The 16,071-nt window shown below is 59.5% G+C and carries 14 protein-coding genes; 12 read left to right on the forward strand and 2 right to left on the reverse strand.

All coding sequences use genetic code 11. From position 1 onward, the window contains the following. Positions 1–59: 59 nt before the first annotated feature. The 4 genes from edd to HBN61_RS14230 are packed head-to-tail and all read left to right on the forward strand — an operon-like array spanning position 60 to position 5,063. On the forward strand, positions 60–1,886 hold the full coding sequence (gene edd, locus HBN61_RS14215; protein ID WP_047277063.1) for a phosphogluconate dehydratase: 1,827 nt from the start codon (positions 60–62) through the stop codon (positions 1,884–1,886). Beyond that, positions 1,883–2,839, forward strand: a complete 957-nt coding sequence (locus HBN61_RS14220) for a glucokinase (RefSeq protein ID WP_083333317.1) — start codon at positions 1,883–1,885, stop codon at positions 2,837–2,839. Before edd ends, HBN61_RS14220 begins: the two co-directional genes overlap by 4 nt. A 42-nt stretch (positions 2,840–2,881) precedes the next feature. Continuing rightward, positions 2,882–3,613, forward strand: coding sequence for a response regulator (locus HBN61_RS14225; RefSeq protein WP_047282965.1), 732 nt, complete (start codon positions 2,882–2,884; stop codon positions 3,611–3,613). A gap of 19 nt (positions 3,614–3,632) precedes the next feature. After that, positions 3,633–5,063 carry an ATP-binding protein gene (locus tag HBN61_RS14230; RefSeq protein WP_202969406.1) on the forward strand — a complete coding sequence of 477 codons (1,431 nt, stop codon included), beginning with the start codon at positions 3,633–3,635 and terminating at the stop codon, positions 5,061–5,063. Positions 5,064–5,120: 57 nt separating this feature from the next. Here HBN61_RS14230 and HBN61_RS14235 read toward each other — a convergent pair whose 3' ends face one another. Then, positions 5,121–5,765 carry an AP2 domain-containing protein gene (locus HBN61_RS14235; protein WP_047281065.1) on the reverse strand — a complete coding sequence of 215 codons (645 nt, stop codon included), beginning with the start codon at positions 5,763–5,765 and terminating at the stop codon, positions 5,121–5,123. Positions 5,766–6,114: 349 nt separating this feature from the next. Here HBN61_RS14235 and HBN61_RS14240 point away from each other — a divergent pair, with 349 nt between their 5' ends. The 6 genes from HBN61_RS14240 (at position 6,115) to HBN61_RS14265 (ending at position 12,787) form a co-directional block, all read left to right on the forward strand. Next, positions 6,115–7,392, forward strand: coding sequence for an ABC transporter substrate-binding protein (locus HBN61_RS14240; RefSeq protein ID WP_047277056.1), 1,278 nt, complete (start codon positions 6,115–6,117; stop codon positions 7,390–7,392). Between the two features lie 107 nt (positions 7,393–7,499). Next, the gene (locus HBN61_RS14245) at positions 7,500–8,408 is read left to right on the forward strand and encodes a carbohydrate ABC transporter permease (protein WP_047277054.1); all 909 of its coding nucleotides are present in this window, start codon (positions 7,500–7,502) and stop codon (positions 8,406–8,408) included. After that, positions 8,401–9,237: a carbohydrate ABC transporter permease gene (locus HBN61_RS14250; protein ID WP_047277053.1), complete on the forward strand. Its 837-nt coding sequence runs from the start codon at positions 8,401–8,403 to the stop codon at positions 9,235–9,237. The genes HBN61_RS14245 and HBN61_RS14250 overlap by 8 nt, the downstream gene beginning before the upstream one ends. Positions 9,238–9,240: 3 nt before the next feature. Further along, the gene (locus HBN61_RS14255) at positions 9,241–10,401 is read left to right on the forward strand and encodes an ABC transporter ATP-binding protein (RefSeq protein ID WP_083333320.1); all 1,161 of its coding nucleotides are present in this window, start codon (positions 9,241–9,243) and stop codon (positions 10,399–10,401) included. An 86-nt stretch (positions 10,402–10,487) separates the two neighbouring features. After that, the gene (locus HBN61_RS14260; protein WP_047277050.1) at positions 10,488–11,825 is read left to right on the forward strand and encodes a carbohydrate porin; all 1,338 of its coding nucleotides are present in this window, start codon (positions 10,488–10,490) and stop codon (positions 11,823–11,825) included. Positions 11,826–11,923: 98 nt separating this feature from the next. Continuing rightward, complete coding sequence (locus HBN61_RS14265) at positions 11,924–12,787, forward strand: D-hexose-6-phosphate mutarotase (RefSeq protein ID WP_047277048.1); 864 nt, start codon at positions 11,924–11,926, stop codon at positions 12,785–12,787. A gap of 40 nt (positions 12,788–12,827) precedes the next feature. Here HBN61_RS14265 and HBN61_RS14270 read toward each other — a convergent pair whose 3' ends face one another. Beyond that, the gene (locus tag HBN61_RS14270; protein WP_169835829.1) at positions 12,828–13,688 is read right to left on the reverse strand and encodes a MurR/RpiR family transcriptional regulator; all 861 of its coding nucleotides are present in this window, start codon (positions 13,686–13,688) and stop codon (positions 12,828–12,830) included. Positions 13,689–13,897: 209 nt separating this feature from the next. On the opposite strand from HBN61_RS14270, the gene zwf reads away from it, so the two are divergent. Both zwf and pgl read left to right on the forward strand, forming a co-directional pair. Beyond that, a complete protein-coding gene (gene zwf / locus HBN61_RS14275) occupies positions 13,898–15,367 on the forward strand; it encodes a glucose-6-phosphate dehydrogenase (RefSeq protein WP_083333321.1) in 1,470 nt (489 codons plus the stop codon). Continuing rightward, positions 15,354–16,067, forward strand: a complete 714-nt coding sequence (gene pgl / locus HBN61_RS14280) for a 6-phosphogluconolactonase (RefSeq protein WP_170047007.1) — start codon at positions 15,354–15,356, stop codon at positions 16,065–16,067. The genes zwf and pgl overlap by 14 nt, the downstream gene beginning before the upstream one ends. Positions 16,068–16,071: the final 4 nt, after the last annotated feature.

Genomic DNA, 16,071 nt, shown 5'->3' on the forward strand with positions numbered 1-16,071 from the left:
CCCTCGATCAGCATAGGACACGCACAGGTCGCCACATCCGTTAGCCTGGAGTTCAACACATGCATCCCCGCGTTCTTGAAGTCACCGAGCGTCTTATTGCCCGCAGTCGAGCAACCCGTGAGGCATACCTGACACTCATTCGTGGCGCCGCCAGTGATGGCCCGCAACGCGGCAAGCTGCAATGTGCCAACTTCGCCCATGGCGTGGCCGGGTGTGGCACGGAAGATAAAAACAACCTGCGCTTGATGAACGCCGCCAACGTAGCGATTGTTTCGTCCTACAACGACATGCTCTCGGCGCATCAGCCTTACGAGCACTTTCCCGAGCAACTCAAAAAGGCCCTGCGTGAAATGGGTTCGGTCGGGCAGTTCGCAGGCGGCACCCCGGCCATGTGCGATGGCGTGACGCAAGGCGAAGCGGGCATGGAACTGAGCCTGCTGAGCCGCGAAGTGATCGCCCTGTCGACGGCGGTCGCGCTGTCGCACAACATGTTCGACGCGGCGCTGATGCTGGGCATTTGTGACAAGATCGTGCCGGGTCTGATGATAGGGGCGCTGCGCTTTGGCCATTTGCCGACGATCTTCGTGCCGGGCGGGCCGATGCCATCGGGCATCTCCAACAAGGAAAAGGCCGACGTGCGCCAGCGCTACGCCGAAGGCAAAGCCAGCCGCGAAGAGCTGCTCGAATCGGAGATGAAGTCCTACCACAGCCCCGGCACCTGCACGTTTTATGGCACCGCCAACACCAACCAACTGTTGATGGAAGTGATGGGCCTGCATTTGCCGGGCGCCTCGTTCGTCAATCCCTACACGCCTTTGCGTGATGCGCTGACACGCGAGGCCGCGCATCAAGTCACCCGCCTGACCCGGCAAAGCGGCAACTTCATGCCTTTGGGCGAGATCGTGGACGAGCGTTCGCTGGTCAACTCCATCGTGGCGTTGCATGCCACCGGCGGTTCCACCAACCACACCTTGCACATGCCCGCCATCGCCCGGGCCGCCGGGATTCAACTGACCTGGCAAGACATGGCGGACCTTTCCGAAGTCGTGCCGACCCTGTCCCACGTCTATCCCAACGGCAAGGCCGACATCAACCACTTCCAGGCCGCTGGCGGCATGGCATTCCTGATTCGCGAGCTGCTGGAAGCCGGGTTGTTGCATGAAGACGTCAACACGGTGGCGGGTCGCGGCCTGAGCCTTTACACCCGCGAACCGTTCCTGGTGGACGGCGAGCTGGTATGGCGTGATGGCCCGATTGAAAGCCTCGACGAAAGCATCTTGCGTCCGGTTGCACGCGCCTTCTCGTCCGAGGGCGGATTGCGGGTGATGGAAGGCAACCTGGGGCGCGGGGTGATGAAAGTTTCGGCCGTGGCGCCCGAGCATCAAATTGTCGAAGCCCCGGCGCGGGTGTTTCAGGATCAACAACAACTGGCCGATGCGTTCAAGGCGGGTGAGCTGGAACACGATTTTGTCGCCGTCATGCGCTTTCAGGGGCCGCGTTCGAACGGCATGCCGGAGCTGCACAAGATGACGCCGTTTTTGGGGGTGTTGCAGGACCGCGGTTTCAAGGTCGCGTTGATTACCGACGGACGCATGTCAGGCGCTTCCGGCAAAATTCCGGCGGCGATCCACGTCAGCCCGGAAGCGGCCGTCGGTGGTCCGCTGGCCCGGGTGCAGGATGGCGACATGATTCGCGTCGACGGCGTCAAAGGTACGTTGCAACTGTTGGTGGATGAGGCAGAATTCGCCGCACGCACCCCGGCCATCGGCACCCTGAGCGACGCGGTCGGCACCGGGCGCGAGTTGTTTGCGTTTATGCGCCAGGCCTTCAGCTCGGCCGAGCAGGGCGCCAGTACCTTTACCTCGTCTCTGGAAAACCTTAAATGAAGCTTGCTCTGGTCGGTGACATCGGCGGCACCAACGCGCGGTTTGCCTTGTGGGAAAACGATCAACTGCGCGCAGTCAGCGTGCTGGCCACTGCCGACTTTGCATGCCCGGAAGATGCCATCAAGCTCTACCTGCAAGGCTTGAACTTGCCGCTGGGCGCGATCGGCGCGGTGTGCCTGTCCGTCGCCGGACCGGTGAGCGGCGATGAATTTCGCTTTACCAATAACCACTGGCGCCTGAGCCGTTCGGCGTTTTGTCAGACGTTGCAGGTGGACAACCTGCTGCTGATCAACGACTTCAGTGCCATGGCGCTGGGCATGACGCGCCTGCAACCGGGCGACGTGCGCCAGGTGTGTGCCGGCCTGGCCGAACCGCTGCGCCCTTCGGTGGTGATCGGGCCCGGCACCGGCCTGGGCGTCGGGACTTTGCTGAGCCTGGGCGAGGCGCAGTGGATGGCCTTGCCCGGCGAGGGCGGGCACGTTGACTTGCCCATGAGTAACCCGCGTGAAGTCCTGTTGTGGCAGCACATTTACAACGAAATCGGTCACGTCAGCGCCGAATCCGTCCTGAGCGGCAGCGGCTTGCCGCGTCTTTATCGCGCGATTTGCGCGGTGGACGGGCATGCACCTGTGCTCGACAGTGACCGCGCCATCACGGCCGCTGCCCTGGCAGGCGACCCAATTGCCTTACAGGTCCTTGAGCAGTTCAGTTGCTGGCTGGGTCGAGTGGCGGGCAACAACGTCCTGACACTGGGCGCACGTGGCGGCGTCTACATTGTCGGCGGCGTGGTGCCACGCTTTGCCGACCGTTTTATGGCCAGTGGTTTTGCCCGCAGCTTTGCTGACAAAGGTTGCATGAGCGATTACCTCACGGGCATACCGGTCTGGCTGGTCACCGCGCCGTATCCGGGGTTGATGGGGGCGGGCGTGGCATTGCAACAAGCGTTCGCCTGACCGCGAAACGCCGCACTCACAAAAACAATAAGGAACACCGCTGTGAGCTCACTCGGTAAATCCATTTTGCTGGTCGACGACGATCAGGAAATCCGCGACCTGTTGGACATCTACCTGACCCGCGCCGGTTTTCAGGTGAGCACGGTGAGTGATGGCGCGGGCTTTCGCAAAGCCCTCGAACACACGCCCTGCGACTTATTGATTCTGGACGTCATGCTGCCCGACGAAGATGGCTTCAGCCTGTGTCGCTGGGTCAGGCAGCACCCCCGTTGTGCCCAGACGCCCATCATCATGCTCACTGCCAGCTCCGACGAAACCGACCGCGTGTTGGGGTTGGAGCTGGGGGCCGACGACTACCTGGGCAAACCGTTCAGCCCCCGTGAATTGCAGGCAAGGATTAAAGCGCTGCTGCGGCGTGTGCAATTTGCCAGTGCCGGTGCCGGTCACGAAATCATGGCCTTTGAAGGATGGCGCCTGAACACCGTGACCCATCGCCTGTTTCACACCGACGGCGAAGAAGTCATTCTCTCGGGGGCCGACTTTGCCTTGCTCAAATTGTTTCTCGATCACCCGCAACAAATTCTGGACCGTGACACCATCGGCAATGCCACCCGTGGCCGCGACCTGATGCCGTTGGACCGCATCGTCGACATGGCGGTCAGTCGCTTGCGCCAGCGCCTGCGCGATACCGAAAAGCCCCCGCGACTGATCCGCACCATTCGCGGCAGCGGCTATCAGTTGGCCGCCGAGGTCACGACAGGTCATGGCCATTAAGTACTGGCGCCGGCCGCGTATGCCCCGCTCATTGCTCGGCCGTATGTTGTTGCTCACCTTGATCGCCATCTTGCTGGCGCAAACCTTGTCCAGCGTGATCTGGCTGTCGCAACTGCGGGCCACGCAACTGCAAGGGCTTGTCACCAGTGCGCGCAGCCTGGCGCATTCGATGAACGCCACCGTCACCTACATGAAGTCATTGCCGCTGGCATACCGGCCGCTGGTGCTGGACCAGATGCGCAGCATGGGCGGCACGCGCTTTGTCGTCAGCCTCAATGAGCGGCCCCTGGACATGCGCGCGTTGCCACTGACCCAGCGCAAACAGGCTGTGCTTGAGGCCGTGGACCAAGTGCTGCGCCAATCCCTGGGCCCTGCTGTCGACCTGTCGGTGAAGTTTGTCAGCCCGCAAGACCTGCGGATCTTCAACGCCGGGCTGACGCTCGATGAGCTGCCGCGCTCTTGGGCGCACTTTGCCCTGACCCTGGAACCGGTCAACCCACCGGTGCTGGTGACGCAAATCCAGATGTCCCCCGGCGAGTGGCTCTATATCGCTTCCCTGTTGCCCCAGCCCTATACCAGCCTTGAGGAAGAAGGCCTGCCCGCGATGCAGTTATGGTTTATTGCGCTGAGCAGCGGGTTTTTATTGCTCTCCATCGGTGTGCTGGTGCACTGGCAAAGTCGGCCCCTTAAGCGTCTGGCCCGTGCAGCGCGGGATTTGTCACTGGGCGAGGAGCAAGTCGAGCCAGTCGAAATCGGGGGCGGCAGTGAGGTGGCTGAGGTCGGGCGAGCGTTTAATACCATGCGGGTGCGCATCAGCCGTTACCTCACCGAGCGCAGCCAGTTGTTCAGCGCGATTTCCCACGACCTGCGAACCCCGATTACCCGTTTGCGCTTGCGCGTCGAGCTACTGGAAGACGAAGCGTTGCAGCACAAATTCGGCCGAGATCTGGATGAGCTTGAACTGCTGGTCAAAGGCGCCTTGCAGTGTGTGAAAGACACGGACATCCACGAAAACATCGAGCCGGTGAACCTGAACCTGTTGCTCGAATGTTTAATCGAGCCCTATTTGCTGCCCGACGGCAATGGCCGCGTGACGGTGACCGGGCGGGCGTCGAGACCCTTTTCTGGCAAGCCCCTGGCCTTGCGCCGGTGCATGGGCAACCTGATCGACAATGCGCTCAAATACGGCAAGCACGCGCACCTGGTGATTGAAGACCACGCGCACGCGTTCGTGTTGCATGTCGACGATGACGGCCCCGGGGTTCCCGAACAGCGACTGGAGCAAGTGTTCGAGCCGCATTTCCGGTTGTCAGGGCATCAGCAAGGCTATGGCTTGGGGTTGGGCATTGCCCGCAACATTGCCCATAGCCATGGCGGAGAAGTCAGCTTGCAAAACGTGCGCGGCGGTGGCCTGCGGGTCACGTTGTCAGTACCGCGAACAGCGGATTAAAGCGGCCCCGGCGCTTGCCCGGCGCACCCTGCAACAGCAACCACACAGGCCTGTGGCTCACTTGCCGCTTGCCGCCAGATGCCGACTGATGGACAGGCTTGCCTGTTCTGGCGTGATGGGCAGTACGGGCTCCAGGCACGAACTGGCCGCGGACTCGGTTTCGGGTTCTTGAGCCTTTTTGTTCATGGCCGCCTTGATGCGATTTTCGCGAATGCGGGCGCTGGTTTGACTGAAGTGCTGCTGCAGTTTTTCCATGGCCACGTCGTAGGGTTCGTTACACAGGGTTAACTGCCGCTCGCGTTCTTGCAACGCCATCATTTTGGCCTGCTCGTCGCCATAACGGTCGATACGAAAACTTTTGCTCAAGTTGTAACCGTGAATACGGGTGGTGGCCCGCCAATATTCAATGTTGTTGGACTGGATCCGGTAAACCCCGGGATGGCCACTGGTGTTATGGGGCATCAAGCGTTGACGGTTTTCATAGCTAAAGGCCTGCGGCATCTTCAACACCCATTGATTGCGCGCCTGTTCAGCGGCCTGTAACGCGGCGTCTATACCGCCATACTCGCTCGCATCGAACACTTGAACGTGAACTTTTCCTGCACGCTGGATATCGACTTTCCAGGCATAAATCTCACCGTTCTGATGTTTGAGAGGGTAAATAAAATGCTGGTTGGGCAGAAAAGGGTTACTTCTGGACATGGCTGCTATCTCCTGATGGGTGTCGACATCCGTTCATAAGTTGTAACGATGTAGAGAAGATTCGCCGATGTATTTAATGGGTACAACGTGGGGAAGGGACTTAGGGATGCGTCCTACAGGCAAAGCGGAAATTGCTTTACACGTCTGATGGAAAAGAATCTTCTTTTTTTCAGATTCGCCAACTTGTGGAATACGGTTGCTGTTTGAGCGTGTAGCACGTGAGTGATTTGTCACTGACTTGTGACAAAGGCGCATCTCTTCGTTACGTGCGGCCTATGCCGGATGACTACACTCGTCCCAAGCGCAAGCACCAGACTTGCCCCGTCATAACAACAAGAAAGGTCTACCGATGAATGCGTTCAATCGCCTCGCCCTTGTTATTTCCCTCGCCTCGATTTTTCCCCTCCATGCTTACGCCGCCGACACCAAAGGCAACGTTGAAGTCGTGCACTGGTGGACGTCCGGTGGCGAAGCCAAAGCGGTGGATGTGCTGAAAAAACTGGTCGAAAAAGACGGCTACACCTGGCAGGACAGCGCGGTGGCAGGGGGCGGCGGTGCCGCGGCCATGACCGTGCTCAAAACCCGTGCCGTGTCCGGTAACCCGCCGTCTGCCGCGCAGATCAAGGGGCCCGACATTCAGGACTGGGCCGCGCTAGGGTTGCTGACCCAAGTGGACGATGTGGCAAAGGCCAACAATTGGGAAGCACTGCTCCCTAAAACGGTCTCCGAGACCATGAAGTACGAAGGCCACTACGTTGCCGTACCGGTGAACATCCACCGTGTGAACTGGCTGTGGATCAACCCAGAGGTCTTCAAGAAAGCGGGCATCGAAAAGGCACCTACCACCCTCGACGAGCTGTATGCAGCAGGCGACAAGCTCAAGGCGGCCGGTTTTATTCCGTTGGCCCACGGCGGGCAACCCTGGCAGGACAGCACGGTCTTCGAGGACCTGGTGCTGAGCGTGATGGGGCCGGAGGGCTACAAAAAGGTCTTCGTCGATCAAGATGAAGCCACATTGACCGGCCCGCAGATGACCGAGGTCTTCACCCAGTTGAAAAAACTCAAGGGTTACATGGATCCGGACGGCACGGGGCAAGACTGGAACCTCGAAGCCGCCAAGGTCATTAACGGCAAGGCCGGCATGCAGATCATGGGCGACTGGGCGAAAAGTGAATGGACGGCTGCCGGTAAAACAGCTGGCACCGATTACGAGTGTGTGCCATTCCCCGGTACCGACGGCAGCTTTACCTACAACATCGACTCACTGGCGATGTTCAAACTGGCCAAGAAGAACGACACCCCTGGCAACAATGCCGCGCGTGACGATCTGGCCAAAGTCGCACTGGAGCCGGAGTTCCAGTACGTGTTCAACCAGAACAAAGGCTCGATCCCGGTTCGCAATGACCTGGACATGAGCAAGTTCGACAGCTGCGCTCAAGCCTCGGCCAAAGACTTTGCCAGCGCGGGTGAAAAAGGGCAGTTGCCCAGCATGGCCCACAACATGGCCACCTCTCTGGCGGTGCAGGGCGCCATTTTTGATGTCGTCACCAACTTCATGAGTGACAAAAACGCGGATCCGTCAAAGGCTGGCAAGCAATTGGCTTCCGCGATCAAGGCTGCCCAGTAATCCGCTGACATGAACCGCCGCACACCCGTGCGGCGTCCCCCTTAGATACCCGGCGTGTGCGGCATGTGCGAAGGCAGATGCCGGCATACCCTCTCGGGAGCAATTCGATGAGTGCCGTGGCTGTGTTGAGTAAAGCCTCGCCGTTTGATGCGCTGCAACGCTGGTTGCCCAAGTTGGTCCTGGCACCCAGCATGCTGATCGTGTTGGTCGGTTTTTATGGCTACATTTTGTGGACCTTTGTGCTGTCGTTCACCAACTCCAGCTTTATGCCCAGTTACAAATGGGTGGGCTTACAGCAATACGTGCGGTTGATGGAAAACGATCGCTGGTGGGTGGCCAGTAAAAACCTGGCGGTGTTTGGCGGTTTGTTTATTGCCATCAGCCTGGTGATCGGGGTTTTTCTGGCCGTATTGCTCGACCAGCGCATTCGCAAAGAGGGCTTCATTCGCACCATTTACCTGTACCCGATGGCGCTGTCGATGATCGTCACCGGTACGGCCTGGAAATGGCTGCTCAACCCCGGGCTCGGGCTCGACAAGATGCTCCGCGACTGGGGGTGGGAGGGGTTTCGGTTCGACTGGCTGCTGGATCAGGACCGCGTGGTGTACTGCCTGGTGATCGCTGCCGTGTGGCAAGCCTCGGGCTTTGTGATGGCGATGTTCCTGGCCGGGTTGCGTGGTGTGGATCAATCCATCATTCGCGCGGCTCAAGTCGATGGCGCAACCCTGCCGACCATCTATTTGCGCATTGTGTTGCCCAGCCTGCGTCCGGTGTTTTTCAGTGCGTTCATGATTCTGGCGCACATCGCCATCAAGAGCTTTGACCTGGTGTCCGCGATGACCGCGGGCGGGCCGGGTTATTCGTCTGATTTACCGGCCATGTTCATGTACTCCTTTACGTTCAGCCGTGGGCAAATGGGCGTCGGCTCTGCCAGCGCCATCATGATGCTGGGGGCGATTCTGGCCATTCTGGTGCCGTACCTGTACTCCGAGCTGAGGAATAAACGCCATGATTAATGCGCAGCGTTTTACCTTCAGCCGTCTGGCGATTTACGCCACGTTGATCCTCGCCGCAGCGGTGTATCTGGTGCCACTGGTGGTGATGCTGCTCACCAGTTTCAAAAGCCCGGAAGACATCCGCACCGGCAACCTGCTGAGCTGGCCGCAGGTGATCGACGGGATTGGCTGGATCAAGGCGTGGGACACCGTGGGTGGCTATTTCTGGAACTCGGTCAAAATCACCGTCCCGGCAGTGCTGATCTCCACGTTCATCGGCGCCCTGAACGGCTACGTCCTGTCGATGTGGCGCTTTCGCGGCTCGCAGCTGTTTTTCGGGTTGCTGTTGTTCGGCTGCTTCCTGCCGTTCCAGACCGTATTGCTGCCTGCCTCGTTCACCATCGGCAAGCTGGGGCTGGCCAACACCACCACCGGCCTGGTGCTGGTGCACGTCGTCTACGGGCTGGCCTTCACGACGCTGTTTTTCCGCAACTACTACGTGAGCATCCCCGACGCACTGGTCAAGGCGGCGCGTCTGGACGGAGCGGGGTTCTTCACGATTTTCGGGCGCATTCTGCTCCCGATGTCGGTGCCGATCATCATGGTGTGCCTGATCTGGCAGTTCACTCAAATCTGGAACGACTTTCTGTTCGGCGTGGTGTTCGCCAGCGGCGACGCGCAACCCATCACTGTGGCGCTGAACAACCTGGTCAATACCAGCACCGGGGCCAAGGAATACAACGTCGACATGGCTGCGGCCATGATTGCCGGGCTGCCGACACTGCTGGTCTACATTTTTGCGGGCAAGTATTTCCTGCGCGGGCTGACGTCCGGCGCGGTCAAGGGGTAACGCATGGCAACGCTCGAATTACGCAATGTCAACAAAACCTATGGCAAGGGTTTGCCGGACACGCTGAAAAACATCGAACTGAGAATCGACGACGGCGAATTTTTGATTCTGGTCGGCCCGTCGGGGTGCGGCAAATCCACGTTGATGAACTGCATCGCGGGGCTGGAGAGCATCAGCGGTGGTGCGATTCTGGTGGACGACGCCGACATCAGCGGCATGAGCCCCAAGGACCGCGACATTGCGATGGTGTTTCAGTCGTACGCGCTGTACCCGACGATGAACGTGCGCGACAACATCGCCTTCGGTCTCAAGATTCGCAAAATGAGCACGGCCGCCATTGATGAAGAAGTGGCGCGGGTGGCCAAGCTGCTGCAGATCGAGCACCTGCTCAACCGTAAGCCCGGCCAACTGTCGGGCGGGCAGCAGCAGCGGGTGGCCATGGGCAGGGCGCTGGCGCGGCGACCGAAGATCTATTTGTTCGATGAGCCGTTGTCCAACCTCGACGCCAAGCTGCGGGTCGAGATGCGCACGGAAATGAAGTTGATGCACCAGCGTCTGAAAACCACCACCGTGTATGTCACCCATGACCAGATCGAAGCCATGACCCTGGGCGACAAAGTGGCGGTGATGAAAGACGGGATCATCCAACAGTTCGGCACCCCGAAACAGATCTACAACGATCCGGCCAACCTGTTTGTCGCCAGTTTTATCGGCTCGCCGCCGATGAATTTCATCCCGTTGCGTTTGCAGCGTCAGGAAGGGCGATTGGTGGCGTTGCTCGACAGCGGGCAGGCGCGTTGCGAGCTGCCGTTGGGCACCCGTGATGCAGGTCTGGAGGACCGTGACGTGATCGTCGGCATTCGCGCCGAGCAGATCGTGCTGGCGGCTAACGAGCCCAACGGGTTGCCGACCATTCGGGCTGAAGTGCAGGTGGTAGAGCCCACCGGGCCGGACACGCTGGTGTTTGTGAACCTCAATGGCAGCAAAGTGTGCTGCCGTCTGGCCCCTGATGATGCGCCTCAGGTCGGTCAAAGCCTCAACTTGCAGTTCGATCCTGCGAAAGTGCTACTGTTTGATGCGAACACAGGTGAGCGATTGGGGGCGATGAATGCGCCCCCTGCGCAGGGCCGGGCGGATAACGTGGCGCATTTCAAGGGGCGTTGAATCTGTACAGGGAGCCTGTCATCAGGTGCTTCTTGAGCGGTGCCGCGTTAAACAAAGCCAATAAGAAACCAACGAGGATCCAAGGGATGAACAACACAATGACCCGCACCCGTCTGGCCTGCCAACTGTCGGTGATGGCCGCACTCAGCCTGGGTGCAACCGGCAGTTATGCAGCCGACGCGTTCAGCGCCGACTCGAAATGGATGACCGGCGACTGGGGCGGCGAGCGGACCAAGTTGATCGAGCAGGGTATCGACATCAAGGCCGATTACGTCGGTGAGGTGGGGGCCAACCTGCACGGGGGTTACAACCACGACAAAACGGCGCGCTACAGCGATCAGTTTGGTTTGGGCGTGGCCTTGGACCTGGAAAAACTCTGGGGATGGGATAACACCCAGGCCAAGATTCAGCTCACCAACCGTAATGGTGAAAACATCTCCAATGACCGCGTTGGCGATCCGCGTGCTGGCACGTTGAGTTCATCGCAGGAAGTCTACGGCCGTGGCCACATGGTGCGTCTGACCCAGCTGTGGATCCAGCACCAGTTCCTGGAAGGCAAGCTGGACGTCAAAGCGGGGTACTTTGGCGAAGGCGAGGATTTCAACACCTTCCCTTGCGACTTCCAGAACCTGGCGTTCTGCGGCTCCCAGGTGGGCAACTGGGCCACCAACATCTGGTACAACTGGCCGGTCAGTCAGGCGGCGTTGCGGGTCAAGTACAACATCACGCCCGAGCTGTATGCGCAAATCGGTGCCTACAACCAGAACCCGTCGCAACTGGAACACGGCAACGGCTTCAAGCTCAGTGGCAGCGGCACCAAAGGTACCGTGCTGCCGGTTGAATTGGTGTGGTCGCCCAAGGTCAATGAGTTGCCGGGCGAATACCGTGTCGGTTACTACAAAAGCACCGCCCCGGCGGATGACGTGAAAGTCGACCTCACCAATGATGGCCAAAGTTACCGCGTGCGCGACAGCAAACACGGTTACTGGTTTGTCGTGCAGCAACAGCTCACTCAGCACAATGGTGACCCCACCCGCGGCCTGCACGTAGCCGCCAATGCCACCTTCCATGACAAGGCCACCAACATCGTCGACAACTACCAGTCGCTGATGTTTGTGTACAAAGGCCCCTTCGATGCGCGTCCAAAGGATGACATCGGTATTGGTGCCGCCCGTATTCATGTCAACGATGACGTGAAAAAAAGCGCTGAGCTGATCAACGCATCCATCGGCGCCACTGACTACAGTGACCCGCTGTACTCGCCTCTGCGTTCCACCGAGTACAACTACGAACTCAACTACGGTTTCCACGTGACCAATTGGCTGACCGTGCGTCCAAACCTGCAGTACATCACCCATCCGGGGGGGGTGGACAAGGTGGATAACGCACTGGTCGCCGGGCTGAAAATTCAGTCGACGTTCTGATCGCGCCAAGCTTGCGCTTTATCTGGCGGGTAGCCTTGGCTATCCGCTTTTTTTCGGGTCGACCCAACCCGACGCATGATTTTTCAGGATTGCGGCACATGCACGAGCATCCGCTTCATCGCTTTTTCAAGTCCAAACGTGAACAGCCCGTCTTTCAGTGGGAGCGCTTTCAGCAGCGCGACGTGCTGGTAATCGATCACCCGCATTGTCAGGCCGTGTTCAGCCGTCAGGGCGCGCAGTTGTTGCACTTCAAGCCGACGGGGCAAAAGCCCTGGCTATGGTGCGCGGCGAAATGGCCGCAGGTGGGCGCCATTCGTGGTGGTGTACCGATCTGTTGGCCCTGGTATGGCCGTCATCCTAGCGAAAATGCCTGGCCGTCCCATGGGTGGGCGCGGTTGATTGACTGGAAGTTGCTGGACAGTCATGCCGACGAAGAAGGCGTGAGCCTGCACTGGCGTTTGCAACTGTGCGACTGGCAAGTGGACCTGCACGCCCGCTTGGGTGAAAGCATGACGCTGCGCCTGAGTACCGAACACCAGGACGACGAACCTTGCCACATGAGTCAGGCACTGCGCGCCTATTGGCGTATTGGTGACGTTGCTGAGGTAGCGCTGTCCGGGCTGGACGGGGTGGTGGGTTATGACCAGTTGAATCGTGAGCCGTGCGAACAAAAAGGCGAGTTGCGGGTGGAAGGCGGTTGCCAGCGCGTGTTTCACCACGACGGTGAAATGCAACTCAACGACCATGCCTGGCAGCGCGCGCTGAGCATTGATACAGGCGACAGCGGCAACACAGTGGTGTGGCACCCCGGCAAACGGCCGCTATTGGGCGTCAGTTGGAGTGAAGTCATGGGGTTTGTGTGTGTCGAATCCACCAGTGGTGGCACCCGGCACCAGAGCCTGGCGCCGGGTGAGCAAGCGCATTTGAGCCTGCATGCCCGGGCGGGGTTATGTCATGCCTGATGAGCCTGCGGCTCGCGCTTGGACTTGACCGGCCCGGCGCTTACTCCAGCTCATCGCCCACCGGGTAACGGCTGGCGTTGAGGCTTTCTTTGATCTTGCGCAGGTGTGGCTGGAAGTCGACGCCACGGCGCAGGGTCATGCCGGTGGCCAGCACGTCCAGCACGGTCAGCTGGATAATGCGCGACGTCATGGGCATGTAGATGTCCGTGTCTTCCGGCAGCGGAATGTTCAGGCTCAAGGTGCTGGCTTTGGCCAGGGGCGAGTTTTCAGCCGTCAAGCCCAGCACCGACGCGCCATTGGCCCGTGCAATGCGCGCCACTTCAACCAGTTCTCGGGTGCGCCCGGTGTACGAAATAATCACAAACAGCTCGCCCGTGTGGGCCACCGACGCAATCATGCGTTGCATCAACACGTCGGCGTGGGCCGTCACCGCCAAATTGAAGCGAAAAAACTTGTGCTGTGCATCCAGCGCTACCGGGGCCGAAGCACCCAGGCCGAAAAAGTGGATCTGTCGGGCCTGAATCAACAGGTCCACGGCCCGGCTGATCAGATTGGGGTCCAGCGCCTGGCACGCGCTGTCGAGGGAGGCGATGGCGCTGCCGAAAATTTTCTGGGTGTAAGCGGCGGGGTTGTCGTCCGCTTCCACGGCACGGCTGACATACGCGGCGCCGCTGGCCAGGCTTTGCGCCAGTTGCAGCTTGAGCTCGGGGTAACCGCTGACGCCGAACGAGCGGCAGAAACGGTTGACGGTCGGCTCGCTGACCGACGCAGCCTGGGCCAGCGCCGCAATGCTGAAGCGGGTCGCCTGCTGCGGGTTTTGCAGAATGACCTCGGCCACCTTACGCTCGGCCTTGTTCAGCTCTTCGAGGCGGCCTTTGATTTGTTCGAGTAGATTGCGCACGCGGTCCATTTATGTTCCTTGGGGCGTCGATGCAAAAGAGCCGCATGCGAATGCGGCGCTGAAAGGTGGCCTATCCTACTGTTGGCCCGATACCACCACTAGTAGCAATCTGCATTTAGAGAAAATGTTGTGTTTATTACTACATTTCTCCTTGAGTGATGCCTTGAAAAAAGGTATTTGTAGCTTAACTTGATAAAAGAACCAACATCATGTCTTCGATTACGGTTGAACCGTGCACCTTTGCCTTGTTTGGCGCCCTTGGCGATCTGGCGTTGCGCAAATTGTTCCCTGCTTTGTATCAACTGGATCGCGCCGGTTTGCTGCATGACAACACGCGGATTCTGGCGTTGGCTCGCGAGCCGGGCGACGCACTCACGCATCTGGCCCATATTGACAGCCAGTTGCGCCAGTACGTGGGCGACAAGGAAATCGAAGATCAAGCCATCGGCCGCTTTTTGGCCCGATTGAGCTACCTGCATGTGGACTTTCTCAAGACTGACGATTACGTGGCGCTGACCGAACAGGCGGGCACCGCACAACGCTTGATCGCCTATTTCGCCACACCGGCGGCGGTGTACGGGGCCATTTGCGAAAACCTGTCCCGCGTTGGCCTGACTGAAAACACCCGCGTGGTGCTTGAAAAACCGATCGGCTCGGACCTTGAATCCTCGCGCAAGGTCAACGACGCCGTGGCGCAGTTCTTTCCCGAGAACCGCATCTACCGCATCGACCATTACCTGGGCAAAGACACCGTTCAAAACCTGATCGCCCTGCGCTTTGCCAACAGCCTGTTTGAAACCCAGTGGAACCAGCGTTACATCTCCCACGTGGAAATCACCGTGGCGGAGAAGGTCGGGATCGAAGGGCGCTGGGGCTACTTTGACAAGGCCGGTCAACTGCGCGACATGATCCAGAATCACCTGTTGCAGCTGTTGTGCCTGATCGCGATGGACCCGCCTGCGGACCTCTCGGCCGACAGCATTCGCGACGAGAAGGTCAAAGTGCTCAAGGCGCTGGCGCCGATTACCCCGGAGGGTCTCACCACCCAAGTGGTGCGCGGCCAGTACATCGCCGGTTACAGCGAAGGGCAGTCGGTGCCGGGCTACCTGGAGGAAGAAAATTCCAACACCCAGAGCGACACCGAAACCTTCGTCGCGCTGCGGGCTGATATCCGCAACTGGCGTTGGGCGGGTGTGCCGTTTTACCTGCGCACCGGTAAGCGCATGCCACAAAAGCTGTCGCAGATCGTCATCCATTTCAAAGAACCTTCGCACTACATCTTCGCCCCGGAGCAGCGTCTGCAAATCGGCAACAAGCTGATCATTCGCCTGCAACCGGACGAAGGCATTTCGTTGCGCGTGATGACCAAAGATCAGGGCCTGGACAAGGGCATGCAACTGCGCAGCGGGCCATTGCAATTGAATTTTTCCGACACGTATCACAGTGCTCGGGTCCCGGACGCTTACGAGCGTCTGTTGCTGGAAGTCATGCGCGGTAACCAAAACCTGTTTGTGCGCAAAGACGAAATTGAAGCGGCATGGACATGGTGCGACCAGTTGATCGCCGGCTGGAAGAAGTCTGGCGATGCGCCCAAGCCTTACGCGGCGGGCTCCTGGGGACCGATGAGTTCCATTGCCCTGATTACCCGAGACGGGAGGTCCTGGTATGGCGATATCTGATTTGAAACTGCCTGAAGGCGTCATTGCGCACACCTTCACATCACCGGCGGTATTGGCCGATGAACTGGCCGCGGCTGTGGCCGTGCAATTGACCGAAGCGATTCAACAGCAAGGCACGGCCACGCTGGTGGTGTCGGGCGGTCGCAGCCCGGTAGCGTTTTTTCACAGCCTGATCAAACAGCCTGTCGACTGGTCGCGCGTGGTGGTCAGCCTGGCCGATGAGCGCTGGGTGCCGGTTGAACACGCCGACAGCAACGCCGGCTTGCTTAAAAAACACCTGCTGCAAGGCCCTGCAGCCAAGGCCCGCTTCGTGGGGCTGTACAACGTGGCGGCCAATCTGGAAGAGGCCGCGCAGCAGGCCGATCGCCAGTTGGCCGAGTTACCGCCAATTGACGTGCTGATCCTCGGCATGGGCGATGACGGTCACACGGCCTCGCTGTTCCCTGACAGCCCGAATCTGGCCAGCGCACTGGACCTCAATAACCAGCGCCGCTGCTGGCCGATGCTGGCGCCGACCGTGCCGCATCAGCGCCTGAGCATGAGTCGCAGCCTGCTGAGCAGTGCAAAGCACACTGTGCTGTCGATTCAGGGGCCGGCCAAATTGAACACCCTTAACACGGCGTTGGCTGGCCATGATGTTGCTGCCCTGCCGATTCGAGCCTTTCTGCAACCTACGTTAGAGATTTACTGGTGCCCATGAGCCA

The sequence above is a fragment of the Pseudomonas sp. WS 5071 genome (genome assembly GCF_012985765.1).
In the GTDB taxonomy this organism is placed as follows: Bacteria; Pseudomonadota; Gammaproteobacteria; order Pseudomonadales; family Pseudomonadaceae; genus Aquipseudomonas; species Aquipseudomonas lundensis_A.